Genomic DNA, 14103 nt, shown 5'->3' with positions numbered 1-14103 from the left:
TGCTTTCGCCCCTCACCGCAGTTTACCTGTCCGCGTCCTGCCCGCAGCTCTTGCCGGCGCGGTTCGTGCTGGCGCCAGTCTTAACGAAGCCACAAAATCAAGTCATCCCGCAATGGCCCTGCTTAACCGGGTTTGTGCAGCACCGCCATGTAGAAGCCATCCATGCCGCCGCGCTCTGCCCAGAAATCGGGCCGCAAGCGCACCCCGCCTTCGTCGCTGCGCCAGGCGTTTTCCAGCCCCGGCGCCTGCGCGGGCAGGATCGTCAGATCCGGATGGCGGACCAGCGCCTCTTCGATCTGGCATTCGCCCTCGTCCGGGATCAGCGAGCAGGTGCAGAACACCATCCGCCCGCCCGGTGCGAGCAGACCCAGCGCGTGGTCGATCATCGCCGCCTGCAAGGCGATCAGCTCTGAAATTCCCTCGCCCTGCCTGGCATGGGGCAGATCGGGGTGGCGGCGGATGGTGCCCGTGGCCGAACACGGCGCATCCAGTACGATGGCATCGTATCGGCCTTCGTGCTCAAGAACATTGCCGGTCACGATATTGGCGGACAGACCGGTCCGGGCAAGGTTCTCGGTGACGCGCGCCATGCGGCTCGCGGAAATATCCAGCGCCGTGACATCCGCCCCCGCCGCCGCAAGCTGCATGGTCTTGCCGCCAGGCGCGGCGCACATGTCCAGCACCCGCAGGCCGGTCACATCGCCCAGCAGACGTACCGGCAAGGCCGCCGCCGCATCCTGTACCCACCACTCTCCTGCATCGAACCCCGGCAGGGCCGAGACCTGCCCGGCCTGCATCAACCGCACCGACCCCGTGGGCAGCAACACCCCGCCGGTGGCCGTCGCGACACGCTGTGCATCGTCTCTGGGGGTCAGATCCAGCGGTGCGCCCGCATAATGCGCGGCCTCCATCGCCGTGACAGGCCTGGCCCCCCAGGCCGCCACCAACGGATCGCGCAGCCAGCGCGGCAGGCGCGGCGCGCGCAGCTTGTCCCAGTGCTCGGGGCCATCCTCGGCCACCTTGCGCAGAACGGCGTTGACCATGCCCTTCATGGTCTGCGTCTTGCGGTCGGCCCCGACGATCCGCACCGCCTCGTTCACCACCCCATGCGCCGCGCCGCCGGTGCACAGCTCGAAGGCGCCAAGCCGCAGCACATTGTGCACGAACAGCGGCGGCGCCTTGCGCAGGTGCGGCTTCAGCACCCGGTCGCATTTGTCGAGGGTGCGCAAGACATCCTGCGCCATGCGCTGCGCGGCCGCACGATCGGCGGGCGGCAGGGCCCGCCAGGCCGGCCCGGACATGGCGTCGGACATCCCCCGCCCCTGCCCAAGCACCTGGCCCAGCAGATGAACGGTCTGCGCACGGGCAGAGGGAATGGCGGCCATGGATCTCTCCCGGGTTGTCTGGATGGGCTGGCGGGCCCTATATCAGGAGGAACCACACGAGGAAAGCCGCCATGACCAACACGCCCGCCCCCTCACAGGCCACCGAAACCACCGATCTGGCCCCGGCCGCAAAACGCGCCCTCGCCGAAGCCGCCGAACGGCGCCGCCTGGCCGAGGAAGAGATCGCGCGCAACCCTGCGCCCAGAGAATACGGAGGCCGCGACGGACTCGACCCCGCCCGCTACGGCGACTGGGAGAAAAAGGGACTCGCCATCGACTTCTGACACCGCGCACCGACAGTAGCCCCAGCGCGTGCCGCCCCGGCGAAAGGCGCGGACGTCATCCGGGCTGGGGGCGCTGCCCCCGCCGCGCGATGCGCGACTCCCCCGGAGTTTATCGAGCAAGATGAAGACGTGGCGCCGCGCCCAGGCTTCATCTTGCCCTAAAAACTCCGGGGGTGAGGCCGCAAGGCCGAGGGGGCAGCGCCCCCTGCCGCCCCATCAGGCGCGCCTGTTTCAGTTCCCAAGTCCCAGGACGTCAAGCATGTCGTATTCCCCCGGCGCCTTGTCCTGCCCCCACAGCGCCGCCTTCAGCGCGCCGCGCGCGAAAAGCCCGCGGTCAGAGGCTACATGCTTGAGAAAGATACGCTCGCCAGCGGCGGCAAAGATCACCTCGTGCTCGCCCACGACATCGCCGCCGCGCAGCGCGTGGAATCCGATATGCCCCCGCGCGCGCTTGCCGGTGATGCCATCGCGGCCCCGGTCCGACACCTCGGCCAGATCGACGCCCCGCCCGGCGGCGGCGGCCTCGCCCAGCATCAGCGCCGTTCCCGAAGGCGCATCGACTTTCTGGTTGTGGTGCGATTCGACGATCTCGATATCCCAGTCCTCATCCAGCGCCGCAGCCACCTGCCGCGTGACCCTGGTGAGCAGATTCACGCCGAGGCTCATATTGCCGGCGCGCACCACCACCGCGTGGCGGGCGGCGGCCGCAATCCTGGCCAGATCGCTTTCATCCAGCCCTGTGGTGCCGATCACATGCACCGCGCGCGCCTGTGCGGCCAGTTCGGCAAAGGCGACCGTCGCGGCGGGCGTTGTGAAGTCGATCACGGCCTGCGCCTTTGAAAAGGCCTCAAGCGCGTCATCGGTGACCATGACGCCACTGTCCTGACCGCCCATGCAGGCGCCAAGGTCGCGCCCGACCCAAGCGTGGCCCGTTCGTTCGACAGCCGCCGCCAGCCTCAGCCGGTCGCTTGTTTCCAGCTCGCGCACCAGCATCTGGCCCATGCGACCAGACACCCCCGTCACCACCACGCCCGGCTTATCGGTCATCCCGCTCTCCTGTTCGTCAGTTTCGCCTTGCTTAGCGCGCGCGCTGCCGCTTGGCAAAGCCCCGTCGGACGACTAAGTGGGAACGATGGCAAAGAACAAATCCCACGACGGGCAAGGGCCCACGCAACGGCAGCTGCGGGTCGGCGAACTTATCCGCCGCACCCTGTCCGAAGTGCTGCAGCGCGGCGACATCCACGACCCCGATCTGAACCGTCTGTCGATCACCGTCGGCGAGGTCAGCGTTTCGACCGATCTCAAGGTGGCGACCGCGTATGTGGTTCCCCTCGGCGGGGGCGATACGGATCTGATGTTCGACCGGCTCAAGCACAACCAGTCCGAACTGCGCCGCGCCGTGTCCAAGGCGCTGACCCTGAAATACGCGCCAGAGCTGCGCTTTCGCCTTGACGAGACGTTCGACCGGCTCGACGAGACGCGGCGACTGTTCGCCCAGGATGCCGTGCGCCGCGACGTCGAGGACTGATCCCATGCGCGCCCGCCTTTTCGCCGCAGGTATCGCCATCGCACTGATCGCGTCCTGGACCGGATCGCAGGCAGGTGCGGTCGAATGCGAAAGCGGCGCGTTCGGCGGCAACGGCTACACCTGGTGCACGGTGGATGCGCGGCGCGAAGAGCTGCGCACCTTTCTGCACAACCCGCAGGGCGGCGTCTGGGGGCAATTCCCCCAGCTGGACGCAAGCCTTGGTGCCCATGGCAAGTCGTTGCTGTTTGCGATGAACGCCGGGATGTATCACGAAGATCGCGCCCCGGTCGGGCTGTATATCGAAGACGGGGAAACCCAGCGCGAGGCGGTATCCAGCGCCAGCCCCGGCAATTTCGGCCTGCTGCCCAACGGCATCCTGTGCATTCGCGCCAAGCGCGCCGATGTGATCGAAACCCGCCGCTATCTGGCCGACAGGCCCGCCTGCACTTACGCCACCCAGTCGGGGCCGATGCTTGTCATCGACGGCGCGCTGCATCCGCGGTTCATCGACGGCAGCGATTCGCGGTATCTGCGCAACGGGGTCGGCACATCCGATGACGGCAAGACGGCGATCTTTGCGATTTCGGACAACGCGGTGAACTTTCACGAATTCGCCAGCTTCTTTCGCGACAGGCTGGGGATCGGACAGGCGCTGTTTCTGGATGGCAACGTGTCGCGCCTGTACGCGCCGGCGCTCGGGCGGCGCGATCTTGTCGGGCGGTCGATGGGGCCGATCGTCGGCGTGGTCGGCAAGCGCGACTGACGGATGAACGGGCGGATGAACGGGCGGTCGAACGGGCGGGGCGCGCTTTTCCTTGCGCCTTGCCCCGCCACACCCTACCTCGATGGACAGCCCAGGCGGAGGCCCCATGACAGACCAGACCCGATCACTCGACACACTCACCCGCGCCCTTCTGGACGCAGCCGCAAAGGCGGGCGCCGATGCGTCTGACGCCATCGCCGTCGATGGGAGCTCGATCGAGATCGACGTGCGCGGCGGCGCGCTGGAACAGGCGGAACGCTCCGAAGGCGTGGACATCGGTCTGCGGGTGTTCGTGGGCAGGCGGGTGGCGGTGGTCTCGTCGTCCGACGTGCGCACCCAAACCCTGACCACGATGGCCGAACGCGCCGTGGCCATGGCGCGCGAAGCCCCCGAAGACCCCTATGCGGGGCTTGCCGGCCCCGATCAGCTGGTGCGGCACTGGGATGCCGGCCCGCTGGAGCTGTGCGACCCAGCCCCCGAACCCTCGCCCGCCGAATTGCAGGAAGACGCGCGCGCCGCCGAATCCGCGGCGCTGGCGGTGGACGGCATCGGTCAGGTGCAATCGGCTTCGGCGGGATACGGGCAGCGGCGGGTGCATCTTGCGGCGTCCAACGGGTTTTCCGGCGGCTACAGCCGCACCAGCCGGTCGCGGTCCTGCGTGGCCATCGCCGGGTCAGGCCTGACGATGGAGCGTGACTACGATGGCGACAGCCGCACCTTTCAGGCCGATCTGCGCCCCGCCGAAGAAATCGGCCGCCGCGCGTCGGAGCGCGCGCTGGAACGTCTGAACCCGCGCAAGCCCAGGACCGGCGCCTGGCCGGTGCTGTTCGATGAACGGGTGTCGTCGTCGCTGATCGGGCATCTGCTGGGCGCGGTGAACGGCGCCTCCGTGGCGCGCGGGGCCTCATGGCTGCGTGACGCGCTGGGCGAACAGGTGCTGCCCGCAGGGCTGTCGCTGATCGAGGATCCGCTGCGCCCGCGCATCGCGGGATCGCGCCCCTTCGATGCCGAAGGCCTGCCCACGCGGCGCCGCGCCATCGTCGAAAACGGCATCCTCAAGGGCTATACGCTGGATCTGGCCACCGGGCGCAAGCTGGGCATGGACCCCACCGGCAACGCCGCGCGCGGCACGGGCGCGGGCCCCTCGCCCAGCAACTGGAACCTTGCGCTGACGCAGGGCCCCCACAGCCGTGACGCGCTGATCGCGCAGATGGGCACCGGGCTGATCGTGACCTCGATGATCGGCGCGACAATCAATCCCAACACCGGCGATTATTCGCGGGGCGCCGCTGGGGTCTGGGTCGAAAACGGCGTCCCCGCCTATACCGTCTCGGGCGTGACCATCGCCGGCAACCTGCGCGATTTCCTGTTGCGGATGACCCCGGCCAACGATGCCCGCGTCTGGCTGGGCCGGGTCATTCCGTCGCTGCTGGTCGAGGGGCTGACCCTTGCCGGAGAGTGACCTTGCGCTGCTGATCCGCGCCGCGCGGGCGGCAGCGCGGATCGCCACGACCTATGTCGGCGGCGCGCTGGGCGTGCGCTACAAGGCGGCGGACGGCAGCCCGGTGACGGATGCGGACATGGCGGTCAATTCGGCGCTGTCCGACATCCTGCGCGGCGCGCGCCCCGGCTATGGCTGGCTGAGCGAGGAAAGCGCCGACAGCGACGCGCGGCTGGGGGCCGAGCATGTGTTCATCGTCGATCCCATCGACGGCACGCGCAGCTTCATCGAAGGCTCGGACAGCTGGTCGCATTCGCTGGCCATCGCCCGCCACGGGCAGATCACCGCTGCGGTGGTCTACCTGCCCATGCTCGACCGCCTGTACGAAGCGGACCTCGGCGGCGGCGCCCGGCTGAACGGCAACGCGTTGCGGGCCAGCGACACAGGGGACGCCGACAGCGCCCATGTGCTGGTCACCCGGCCCGCACTGGACCCGCGGCACTGGGCGGGCGCCGTGCCCCGGCTCGCCCGCCACCACAGGCCGTCGATCGCCTATCGGCTGGGGCTGGTGGCGCAGGGGCGGTTCGACGCGATGCTGACGTTGCGCGCGTCCTGGGAATGGGACATCGCGGCGGGCGCGCTGCTGCTGTCCGAGGCCGGCGCGCGGATGACCGACCGCCACGGCGCTGCGATCCGGTTCAACGCGCCCGAGCCGCGCCATGACGGCATCGTCGCGGCCAACCCTATGCTGCATTCCGACCTTCTGTCCCGGCTGAGCCGCAAGCCTCCCCCGCAGGGCGCTTGACCTTGCCCAGCATCCCCGTAGGTTGCGCCCATTCCCGGCTGAAAGGACACCCGGCATGGTTCAGCGACTTCACCTTGTCTTCGGCGGCGAGCTCGTCACCCCTGAAAAGAACGTCTTCAAGAACGTCGACGACCTGCACATCGTCGGCATCTTTCCCGATTACGCCACCGCGCATGACGCCTGGAAGGCCGAGGCGCAGAAAACCGTCGACAACGCGCACATGCGCTATTTCATCGCCCACCTGCACCGGCTGCGCGACGAAGAGGCCGAGGTATCGCCGACCGAGGAACTCGGCTGACCGCCTTGCCGCAGTCCGCTGATCCCACCCGGCCGGAACGCAGGCCCTTTGCGCTGACCGCCTATCTCGCGACCGCGCGGGGCCGCCCGGCCACGGCGGCCCCCCTTCCCCCGCGCCCGGACGGACCCCTTGCATGGATGCATGCCCACAATCGGGGCACGGTGCGCACACTATCGGGCATTGCCGCGCGGCTGCGCATGCACCGCCCCGACATTTCGGTGCTGCTGACCTGGTCCGCCAGCGCACGCACCGGCGATCTCGCCTGGCCCGATGGCGTTCTGGGCCAGCCGCTGCCGCCCGACACCGTTGCCGAGGCCCAGGCCTTTGCCGCCCACTGGCGCCCCGCGGTCGGCGTGTGGACCGGCGAGCGCCTGCCCCCCGCGCTGCTGTGCAAACTGCGTGAAACCGGCACGCGGCTGGCCTGCATCGCCACCGCCTCGGATGCCTGGCAGGTGCCGGCGCCGATCTGGATGCCCGACTGCACCGCCGCCACCCTTGCGCTGTTCGACAGGATCTATGCCCAGGACGACGCCGCGCACCGCCGGCTGCGCCGCCATGGCCTGGCCGATGTCGATCTGCGGCAGGCCGGGGCGCTGACCGACACCGCGCCACCGCTGAGCTACCGCCGAGAACTGCACGAGGAAATGGCGCAGATCCTTGCCGGCCGGCCAAGCTGGCTGGCCGCCCGCGTGCGCGCATCCGAGGCGGGAGACGTGCTGCGCGCGCATCAACGGGCGACACGCCTGACGCACCGGCTGCTGCTGTTTCTGGTGCCCGCCACGCGCGAGGACGGCAAGGCAGTTGCCGCGCTTGTGCGCCAGTCGGACTTGCGGGTGGGAAGCTGGGACGACGGCGACATGCCCGATGAAAACACCCAGGTTCTGTTGACCGAGGATGCCTCGGAACTTGGGCTTTGGTACCGGCTGGCGCCCGTCAGTTTCCTTGGCGGATCGCTGCGTCCCGGTTCGGGCGGCGAAGACCCGCTGGAGGCCGCCGCGCATGGCACCGCCCTGCTGTACGGCCCGAACGTCGGGCGCCATCTGGCGTCCTATTCCCGGCTGGCCGAGGCGGGCGCCGCCCGCATCGTGCGCGATTCCGACACGCTTGCCACGGCGGTCTCGCATCTTGTCGCCCCCGACCGCGCCGCCGCCATGGCCCATGCCGGCTGGGATGTCGTCAGCCAGGGTGCGGCGCTGACCGACGCACTGCTGACGGCGATCTGCGGCTGGATCGACACGCCCGCCGAAACGCACGCTGCCCCGGACGGAGACGCGGCCTGATGCGCCCTCCCGCGTTTTGGTACAGCGGGCCGGATGCCCCGACCCCCGCCGCGCGCCTGCTGGCCCCTCTGGGCGCGCTGACCGCCCGCGCCAGCGCCTGGCGCATCGCACAACCCGGCGCCCGCCTGACCGTGCCGGTGATCTGCGTCGGCAACATCAACGCGGGCGGCACCGGCAAGACCCCCACGGTCATCGCGCTGATCGAACGGCTGACGGCGCGTGGCAGGCCGGTTCATGTGGTGTCGCGCGGCCATGGCGGTGCGCTGGCCGGCCCGACCCGCGTCGATCCGCGCCAGCACACCGCCGCCGATGTCGGGGACGAGCCGCTGCTGCTGGCCGCCTTTACCCCGGTCTGGATCGGGCGCGACCGCACCGCCGCCGCCCGCGCCGCCGTTGCCGATGGCGCCGAGGTCATCGTCATGGATGACGGATTTCAGAACCCCGGCCTGCGCAAGGATCTGTCGATCGTCGTGGTGGATGCCGCCCGCGGGTTCGGCAACGGGCGCTGCCTGCCCGCAGGCCCGCTGCGCGAGCCGGTCGCGACCGGGCTGGCCCGCGCCGACCTGCTGCTGTCCATCGGTCCGGATGACGCGCAGGGGCGCTTTGCGGCGCTCTGGGGGGACCACATCGCCCTGCCCCACCTGCGCGGACAACTGGTCCCGCTTCAGACCGGCATGGATTGGAACGGTCTGGCCGCGCTGGCCTTTGCCGGCATCGGCCACCCCGAGAAATTCTTTGCGACGCTGAAAAGCCTGGGCGCAGATCTGCGCGCGACCCATGCGCTGGACGATCATCAGCCATATACCGCCGCGCTGCTGTCACGCCTTGATGCGGATGCGGCCAGGCTGGGCGCGCAGCTGGTGACCACGGAAAAGGACGCAGTGCGCCTGCCCGACAGCTTTCGGTCCAAGGTGCTCAGCCTGCCGGTGCGGTTGTCGGTCCCCGAAACCGCCGCGCTGGACGCGGCGCTGGACCGCGTGCTGTAAGCGGCTATTCCGCGGCGAGGGGCAGGTCCTGTTCGCGATGCCCGATGGCCGCGATATCGGCTACCACGCCGCGCAGAAGGCGGCGAAACGCGTGGTAATTGGCATTGGGGCGGATCTCGGTCTCGTCCATATAGATCGAGCGGTCGATTTCGATCTGAATGGCGTGCTGACGGCGCGACGGGTGGCCATAGGCCTGCGTCACATACGCCCCCGCAAACGGCGTGTTGCGCACCACCGACAGCCCCGCCGACACAAAGGCCGCGTCGATCCGCGCCACGATCTCGGGTGCGGCAGAGGCGCCGAAGCGGTCGCCGATCACGATCTCGGGGCGCCGCGCAGAATTGCGCGCCACCGCGTCGACGGCTTCGTGCGGCATGGAATGGCAATCAATCAGCACCGATTCGCCAAAGCTGGTATGCGCCCCGTCCAGCAAGGCGCGCAACTGGGCGTGATAGGGTTGCCAGTAGTGCTGGATACGACGTGTCGCCTCGGCCAGGGTCAGCTTGCCCCGATAGATCGCACGGCCGTTCGACACCACGCGCGGCACGACCCCAAGGCCGCTGGCGACACGCGGATTGTGCCCGCCCCGGCCAATCCCCTCGATCAGGGCCGGGTCGAATTCATCCGCGGCGCGATTAAGATCGACGAACGCGCGCGGCGCATTGGCCCGCAGCAACGGCGCGCCGAACTGGGGGGCGCAATCGAACAGCCGGTCCACAAAGGCGTCCTCGGAACTGCGGATCGAATGTTCGTCCAGAACGGTCGTGCGCAAAAAGCTCCAGGGATAATCGCGGCCCGAATGCGGCGACGAAAAAACCACGCATGAGGTGATGACGTCCGGCAGATCGAGATGATAGGGAACCTTCGGCAAACCGTCCTCCTTTCAGGGCAGTCTAGCGTGAATTCGCCGTGCTCCAATAGCCTCTTTTCGGGTTTGGCGCGCAGGAACGGGAAACCTGAAATCAAGCGGACAAAAGCCCTTGCCACCACTTCCGACTCCACTTATAGGACCCGCTACCGGCGCATGATTGTCCGGCCCCGTCGCTTTCCGGGGCACGAACAGACTGGCGCAAGGGTCATAACGGGCGGTTAGCTCAGCGGTAGAGCACTACGTTGACATCGTAGGGGCCACTGGTTCGATCCCAGTACCGCCCACCATGACCTGACAGAAACCGCTCCGTGGCGGCCGATCATCGGGAAATTTCCCGCATCGGCGCAGGGGGCAGACGGCAACCATTGGCGCTCGCGCGCCGCGAAATGAGGAGAGACCCAGATGAAGGTCGCAAACTCGCTCCGCTCGCTCAAGAAGCGCCATCGCGACTGCCGCGTTGTGCGTCGCAAGGGCCGCGTCTATGTGATTAACAAGACCCAGCGCCGGTTCAAAGCCCGCCAGGGCTGAGCCGTATCGCACACGTCTTCAAAGGCCGCCCCTTACCGGGCGGTCTTTTGCTTTTGCACCTCCGGGGTGCGCCGCCCGCGCGGTTCCGGCATGATGATTTCGATGCAGCAAACCAGCCGGGACCCGGTCGCAGGACTGTAATACCCCCTCGACCGGCATCTTCTTTTGCTGGGTGGGGCGGCGCATGCACCGCATGGCCGTCGGTGACGCGTATGCCATGCATCGGGTCAAAGCCCTGCCATCCCGTACCCGGACTCCAGACTTCGGGCCAGTCGTGCAGATGGCGCCGGCCATCGACGCTTTCGGCCTGCGCCCGATAGCCGCTCGTCAAGCGCCCCGGTATCCCCCAGACGCCGTCAGCAGTTCAGGAAAAGCACCGCCCGGTCCCGGCACGCCCGAGCCATTGTCTCGTCAGGAGTTTGCGCACGCCCGTCCCTGCGCACCTGTCGGGCCGGGCTTGATCCGCATAGCGCTGCACAGGCATGGCCACCGCACGCCCCAGAAACGGCCCGGCAGGCGGCAACACCGCCCGTCCCGCTCAAAACCGGGGCACAGGCACCTCCGCGCCCGCACGCACCGCCTCGGCGAACCGGGCGACAAGCGCCGCATCCTTGACGCCGGGCGCCGATTCGACCCCCGAAGATACGTCGACCTGACGGGCCCCCGTCATTTCGATGGCACGGCCCACATTGGCCGGCGTCAGACCGCCGGCCAACATCCACGGGCAGGGCCAGCGGCGTCCGGCAATCAGGCGCCAGTCAAAGGCAAGCCCGTTCCCGCCCGGCAAATCGGCACCGGGCGCAGGCTTGGCATCGACCAGAATCTGGTCGGCCACCCGCCCGTATTCGGCAAGGGCCGACAGATCGTCTTCGGTCCGGACACCGACCGCCTTCATCACTGGCAGGCCGTAGCGCGCGCGCAGTTGCGCGACGCGCCCGGCGCTTTCGTCCCCGTGCAACTGCAAGATGTCCAGGGGCACCGACCCCAGGATTTCATCCAGCAGCGCATCGGTCGGATCGACCACAAGCCCGACCTTGGCAAGCCCCACCGGCGCCGCCAGCGCCAGCCTCCGCGCGTCGGACACGCTGACGTGACGCGGGCTCTTGGAAAAGAACACGAAACCCGCATAGCGCGCGCCGGCCCGCGCCACCGCAGCCACATCCGCAACACTGCGCAATCCACAGATCTTGAAGGACACCGCGCCCATTTCGCGCCCCCCTGCTTTTTATGTCATCGAATATCGCGCGGGAATCGCCGCCCGGCGATGAGGGCCGCGCCCCCGTTCCCGCGCCGGATCAGGCGCTTCGGTCCAGGATCGCCAGAACCTCGTCCTTGCCCTGATCGCGCTCGGCCTGGGTTTTCCTCAGCTCATGCTCAAGCTTGCGCACTTGCGCCTTGCGGTGCCGGGCTTCGGCACGATGCTTGTGCTCGCGCAACCATTCCCAGATGAATCCGATGAGCAGGCCAAAAACGATGCCGCCAAAGAACACCAGAAAAACCGGCACACTGATCCCCAACTGGAATCGCAACAGCGACGCCAGTTCGTCCGTCAGCAATTGCAGCTCGACCAAAGAGCGGTTCGCCATCGCGATGGCCACAAGTACCACGGCAAGCACCGCGAGAAACGCATAGCGAATATAACGCATGTTCTGTTCTTACTTTCCGTTCAGCCGATCACGCAAAAGCTTGCCCGTCTTGAAGAAGGGCACATGCTTTTCCTCGACCTCAACCGCCTCGCCGGTTCTTGGGTTCCGCCCAAGACGCGCATCGCGCTGCTTTACCGAAAAGGCCCCGAAACCGCGCAGCTCGACCCGGTTGCCCGCAGCCATGGCGTCGGTGATTTCTTCGAAGATCGTATTCACGATCCTCTCGACGTCCCGCTGGTAGAGATGCGGGTTCTCTTCCGCGATCTTCTGGATCAATTCCGATCTGATCATCTCACCATCCCCTCACAGGCGCCTTCCCGCGCCTTTCCGTCTTACGACACTTGCACAAAAGGAGCCAAACGGAAACCGGGCGATCACGGAGAAAAGCATTCCCAGGCAGCGGTTTGGTGCTGACGAGCTGAGGATAGGCGCCAACCCGCTGGCCCCGATGCGCCGATCCTGCCGCGGCCCAAGGCAGCGGTCCCGCGGCGATTCGCCCGAACGGCCGGCCAAAGACCGGCGCCGCCGGGGTGCGCAACCCTCCGCCCCGAAGACAAGAAAGGGGCCCGAAGGCCCCCTTCCCGTCGATCAGAAACCTGATCTTTATCAGTTGTCGCCCTTGAGCGCGGCGCCCAGAATATCGCCAAGCGATGCCCCGGAGTCCGACGAACCGTACTGTTCCACGGCTTCTTTTTCTTCCGCGATCTCGCGCGCCTTGATCGACAGACCCAGACGGCGGGTCTTCATGTCGACATTGGTCACGCGCACATCGAGATGATCGCCGACCGAGAACCGCTCGGGGCGCTGCTCGGCACGGTCACGCGACAGGTCGGAGCGGCGGATGAAGGATTTCATGCCCTCATATTCCACTTCGATGCCGCCGTCCTCGATCGCCGTCACGGTCACCGTCACGATCGAACCGCGCTTCACGCCGCCAGCCGCTTCGGCGAACTTGTCGCCACCCAGCGCCTTGATCGACAGCGAGATCCGCTCTTTGTCGGTATCCACTTCGGTGACCACAGCCTGCACCACGTCGCCCTTGCGGTATTCCTGAATGGCTTCTTCGCCACGCTGGTCCCACGAAAGGTCCGAAAGGTGCACCATGCCGTCGATTTCGCCGTCGAGACCGATGAACAGACCGAATTCGGTGATGTTCTTGACTTCGCCTTCGACCTGCGTGCCCTCGGGATGGGTTTCTGCAAACACTTCCCACGGGTTGCGCATGGTCTGCTTGAGACCAAGCGACACGCGGCGCTTGGCCGGGTCGATTTCCAGCACCATGACGTCGACTTCCTGGCTGGTCGACACGATCTTGCCGGGGTGCACGTTCTTCTTGGTCCAGGACATTTCCGAGACGTGAACCAGACCTTCGACACCCGGCTCCAGCTCGACGAATGCGCCGTAATCGGTGATATTGGTCACGCGGCCGGCATGGACAGAGCCCAGCGGGTACTTGGCGGCCACCAGATCCCACGGATCTTCCTGAAGCTGCTTCATGCCCAGGCTGATACGGTGGGTTTCCTTGTTGATCTTGATGACCTGGACCTTGACGGTCTCGCCGATCGCCAGGATCTCGGACGGGTGGTTGACGCGGCGCCACGCCATGTCGGTGACGTGCAGCAGGCCGTCTACGCCACCGAGGTCAACGAACGCACCATATTCGGTGATGTTCTTGACCACGCCGTCGACCGTCTGACCTTCGGTCAGGTTGGCGATGACTTCGGCACGCTGTTCGGCACGCGATTCTTCAAGGATTGCACGGCGCGAGACAACGATGTTGCCACGGCGGCGGTCCATCTTGAGGATCTGGAACGGCTGCTTGAGACCCATGAGCGGGCCTGCGTCGCGCACCGGGCGCACATCGACCTGAGAGCCGGGCAGGAATGCCACGGCGCCGCCGAGGTCGACGGTAAAGCCACCCTTGACGCGGCCAAAGATCGCACCTTCGACGCGCGCGTCGTCTGCGTATGCCTTTTCAAGACGGTCCCACGCTTCTTCGCGGCGGGCCATCTCGCGGCTGATCACGGCTTCGCCACGGGCGTTTTCGGCGGAGCGGAGGTAAACCTCGACCACGTCGCCGACGCCGATCTCGGGCGTTTCACCGGGATTTGCGAATTCCTTCAGATCGACGCGGCCTTCCATCTTGTAGCCGACGTCGATGATGGCCTGGCCCGCTTCGATCGCGATGACCTTGCCTTTGACAACCGAACCTTCGTCCGGTGTGTCCATTTCGAGGCTTTCGTTAAGGAGGGCCTCGAATTCCTCCATGGTCGTATTAGCCATGTGGC

General features: G+C 67.3%; 17 protein-coding genes and 1 tRNA gene. 10 read left to right on the top strand and 8 right to left on the bottom strand.

All coding sequences use genetic code 11. The features are described 5' to 3' along the window. Nucleotides 1-122: 122 nt before the first annotated feature. A complete protein-coding gene (locus tag ATI53_RS01660) occupies nucleotides 123-1385 on the bottom strand; it encodes an RsmB/NOP family class I SAM-dependent RNA methyltransferase (protein ID WP_009506709.1) in 1263 nt (420 codons plus the stop codon). A 71-nt stretch (nucleotides 1386-1456) separates the two neighbouring features. Between ATI53_RS01660 and ATI53_RS01655 the strand changes: the two genes are divergently transcribed. Continuing rightward, nucleotides 1457-1669, top strand: a complete 213-nt coding sequence (locus ATI53_RS01655; RefSeq protein WP_111549586.1) for a DUF1674 domain-containing protein — start codon at nucleotides 1457-1459, stop codon at nucleotides 1667-1669. A gap of 231 nt (nucleotides 1670-1900) precedes the next feature. Here the strand turns inward: ATI53_RS01655 and dapB are convergent, their stop codons facing one another. Then, a complete protein-coding gene (dapB, locus tag ATI53_RS01650) occupies nucleotides 1901-2716 on the bottom strand; it encodes a 4-hydroxy-tetrahydrodipicolinate reductase (protein WP_009506713.1) in 816 nt (271 codons plus the stop codon). Between the two features lie 85 nt (nucleotides 2717-2801). Between dapB and rbfA the strand changes: the two genes are divergently transcribed. The 7 genes from rbfA to lpxK all read left to right on the top strand — a co-directional run bounded on the left by rbfA (nucleotide 2802) and on the right by lpxK (nucleotide 8770). Beyond that, entirely contained in the window at nucleotides 2802-3197 is a 396-nt protein-coding gene (rbfA, locus tag ATI53_RS01645; protein WP_009506715.1) for a 30S ribosome-binding factor RbfA, read from the top strand. 4 nt (nucleotides 3198-3201) lie between these two features. Then, nucleotides 3202-3960, top strand: coding sequence for a phosphodiester glycosidase family protein (locus ATI53_RS01640; RefSeq protein ID WP_111549585.1), 759 nt, complete (start codon nucleotides 3202-3204; stop codon nucleotides 3958-3960). A gap of 106 nt (nucleotides 3961-4066) precedes the next feature. Continuing rightward, nucleotides 4067-5422, top strand: coding sequence for a TldD/PmbA family protein (locus ATI53_RS01635; protein WP_111549584.1), 1356 nt, complete (start codon nucleotides 4067-4069; stop codon nucleotides 5420-5422). Further along, on the top strand, nucleotides 5409-6206 hold the full coding sequence (locus tag ATI53_RS01630) for an inositol monophosphatase family protein (protein WP_009506721.1): 798 nt from the start codon (nucleotides 5409-5411) through the stop codon (nucleotides 6204-6206). The genes ATI53_RS01635 and ATI53_RS01630 overlap by 14 nt, the downstream gene beginning before the upstream one ends. 55 nt (nucleotides 6207-6261) lie before the next feature. After that, nucleotides 6262-6504 carry a DUF4170 domain-containing protein gene (locus tag ATI53_RS01625; protein ID WP_009506723.1) on the top strand — a complete coding sequence of 81 codons (243 nt, stop codon included), beginning with the start codon at nucleotides 6262-6264 and terminating at the stop codon, nucleotides 6502-6504. A 5-nt stretch (nucleotides 6505-6509) separates the two neighbouring features. Further along, complete coding sequence (locus ATI53_RS01620) at nucleotides 6510-7784, top strand: 3-deoxy-D-manno-octulosonic acid transferase (protein WP_111549583.1); 1275 nt, start codon at nucleotides 6510-6512, stop codon at nucleotides 7782-7784. Beyond that, nucleotides 7784-8770, top strand: coding sequence for a tetraacyldisaccharide 4'-kinase (gene lpxK, locus ATI53_RS01615; protein ID WP_111549582.1), 987 nt, complete (start codon nucleotides 7784-7786; stop codon nucleotides 8768-8770). Before ATI53_RS01620 ends, lpxK begins: the two co-directional genes overlap by 1 nt. Before the next feature lie 4 nt (nucleotides 8771-8774). On the opposite strand, the gene ATI53_RS01610 is transcribed toward lpxK, so the two are convergent. Next, nucleotides 8775-9641 carry an N-formylglutamate amidohydrolase gene (locus tag ATI53_RS01610; RefSeq protein WP_009506729.1) on the bottom strand — a complete coding sequence of 289 codons (867 nt, stop codon included), beginning with the start codon at nucleotides 9639-9641 and terminating at the stop codon, nucleotides 8775-8777. A gap of 212 nt (nucleotides 9642-9853) precedes the next feature. Here ATI53_RS01610 and ATI53_RS01605 point away from each other — a divergent pair. Both ATI53_RS01605 and ykgO read left to right on the top strand, forming a co-directional pair. Then, nucleotides 9854-9928 (top strand) — tRNA-Val (locus tag ATI53_RS01605). A 115-nt stretch (nucleotides 9929-10043) separates the two neighbouring features. Next, a complete protein-coding gene (gene ykgO, locus ATI53_RS01600; protein WP_007792261.1) occupies nucleotides 10044-10169 on the top strand; it encodes a type B 50S ribosomal protein L36 in 126 nt (41 codons plus the stop codon). Here ykgO and ATI53_RS24320 read toward each other — a convergent pair. From ATI53_RS24320 to rpsA, 5 genes are all read right to left on the bottom strand, one after another. Next, nucleotides 10150-10512, bottom strand: coding sequence for a transglutaminase-like domain-containing protein (locus ATI53_RS24320; RefSeq protein ID WP_111549581.1), 363 nt, complete (start codon nucleotides 10510-10512; stop codon nucleotides 10150-10152). The two genes, ykgO and ATI53_RS24320, sit on opposite strands and share 20 nt — an antisense overlap. A gap of 195 nt (nucleotides 10513-10707) precedes the next feature. Next, the gene (locus ATI53_RS01590; protein ID WP_009506733.1) at nucleotides 10708-11376 is read right to left on the bottom strand and encodes a phosphoribosylanthranilate isomerase; all 669 of its coding nucleotides are present in this window, start codon (nucleotides 11374-11376) and stop codon (nucleotides 10708-10710) included. An 88-nt stretch (nucleotides 11377-11464) separates the two neighbouring features. Next, a complete protein-coding gene (locus ATI53_RS01585; RefSeq protein WP_009506734.1) occupies nucleotides 11465-11815 on the bottom strand; it encodes a LapA family protein in 351 nt (116 codons plus the stop codon). A 9-nt stretch (nucleotides 11816-11824) separates the two neighbouring features. Further along, the gene (ihfB, locus tag ATI53_RS01580; RefSeq protein ID WP_009506735.1) at nucleotides 11825-12106 is read right to left on the bottom strand and encodes an integration host factor subunit beta; all 282 of its coding nucleotides are present in this window, start codon (nucleotides 12104-12106) and stop codon (nucleotides 11825-11827) included. Nucleotides 12107-12421: 315 nt separating this feature from the next. Continuing rightward, nucleotides 12422-14098 (bottom strand): 30S ribosomal protein S1, encoded by a 1677-nt coding sequence (rpsA, locus tag ATI53_RS01575; protein WP_009506736.1) that lies wholly within the window; start codon nucleotides 14096-14098, stop codon nucleotides 12422-12424. Nucleotides 14099-14103: the final 5 nt, after the last annotated feature.

It is taken from the genome of Salipiger aestuarii, from assembly GCF_003259905.1.
Taxonomy (GTDB): domain Bacteria; phylum Pseudomonadota; class Alphaproteobacteria; order Rhodobacterales; family Rhodobacteraceae; genus Salipiger; species Salipiger aestuarii.
This window is presented reverse-complemented; position numbering and strand designations above follow the sequence as displayed.

Bases quoted from the DNA above. Each gene is read 5' to 3' on its own strand.
- ATI53_RS01585 (WP_009506734.1), bottom strand. From the start codon at position 11,815: ATGCGTTATATTCGCTATGCGTTTCTCGCGGTGCTTGCCGTGGTACTT.
- ATI53_RS01660 (WP_009506709.1), bottom strand. From the start codon at position 1,385: ATGGCCGCCATTCCCTCTGCCCGTGCGCAGACCGTTCATCTGCTGGGC.
- ATI53_RS01640 (WP_111549585.1), top strand. From the start codon at position 3,202: ATGCGCGCCCGCCTTTTCGCCGCAGGTATCGCCATCGCACTGATCGCG.
- ATI53_RS01625 (WP_009506723.1), top strand. From the start codon at position 6,262: ATGGTTCAGCGACTTCACCTTGTCTTCGGCGGCGAGCTCGTCACCCCT.
- lpxK (WP_111549582.1), top strand. From the start codon at position 7,784: ATGCGCCCTCCCGCGTTTTGGTACAGCGGGCCGGATGCCCCGACCCCC.
- ATI53_RS01590 (WP_009506733.1), bottom strand. From the start codon at position 11,376: ATGGGCGCGGTGTCCTTCAAGATCTGTGGATTGCGCAGTGTTGCGGAT.
- rpsA (WP_009506736.1), bottom strand. From the start codon at position 14,098: ATGGCTAATACGACCATGGAGGAATTCGAGGCCCTCCTTAACGAAAGC.
- dapB (WP_009506713.1), bottom strand. From the start codon at position 2,716: ATGACCGATAAGCCGGGCGTGGTGGTGACGGGGGTGTCTGGTCGCATG.
- ATI53_RS01635 (WP_111549584.1), top strand. From the start codon at position 4,067: ATGACAGACCAGACCCGATCACTCGACACACTCACCCGCGCCCTTCTG.
- rbfA (WP_009506715.1), top strand. From the start codon at position 2,802: ATGGCAAAGAACAAATCCCACGACGGGCAAGGGCCCACGCAACGGCAG.
- ykgO (WP_007792261.1), top strand. From the start codon at position 10,044: ATGAAGGTCGCAAACTCGCTCCGCTCGCTCAAGAAGCGCCATCGCGAC.
- ihfB (WP_009506735.1), bottom strand. From the start codon at position 12,106: ATGATCAGATCGGAATTGATCCAGAAGATCGCGGAAGAGAACCCGCAT.
- ATI53_RS01655 (WP_111549586.1), top strand. From the start codon at position 1,457: ATGACCAACACGCCCGCCCCCTCACAGGCCACCGAAACCACCGATCTG.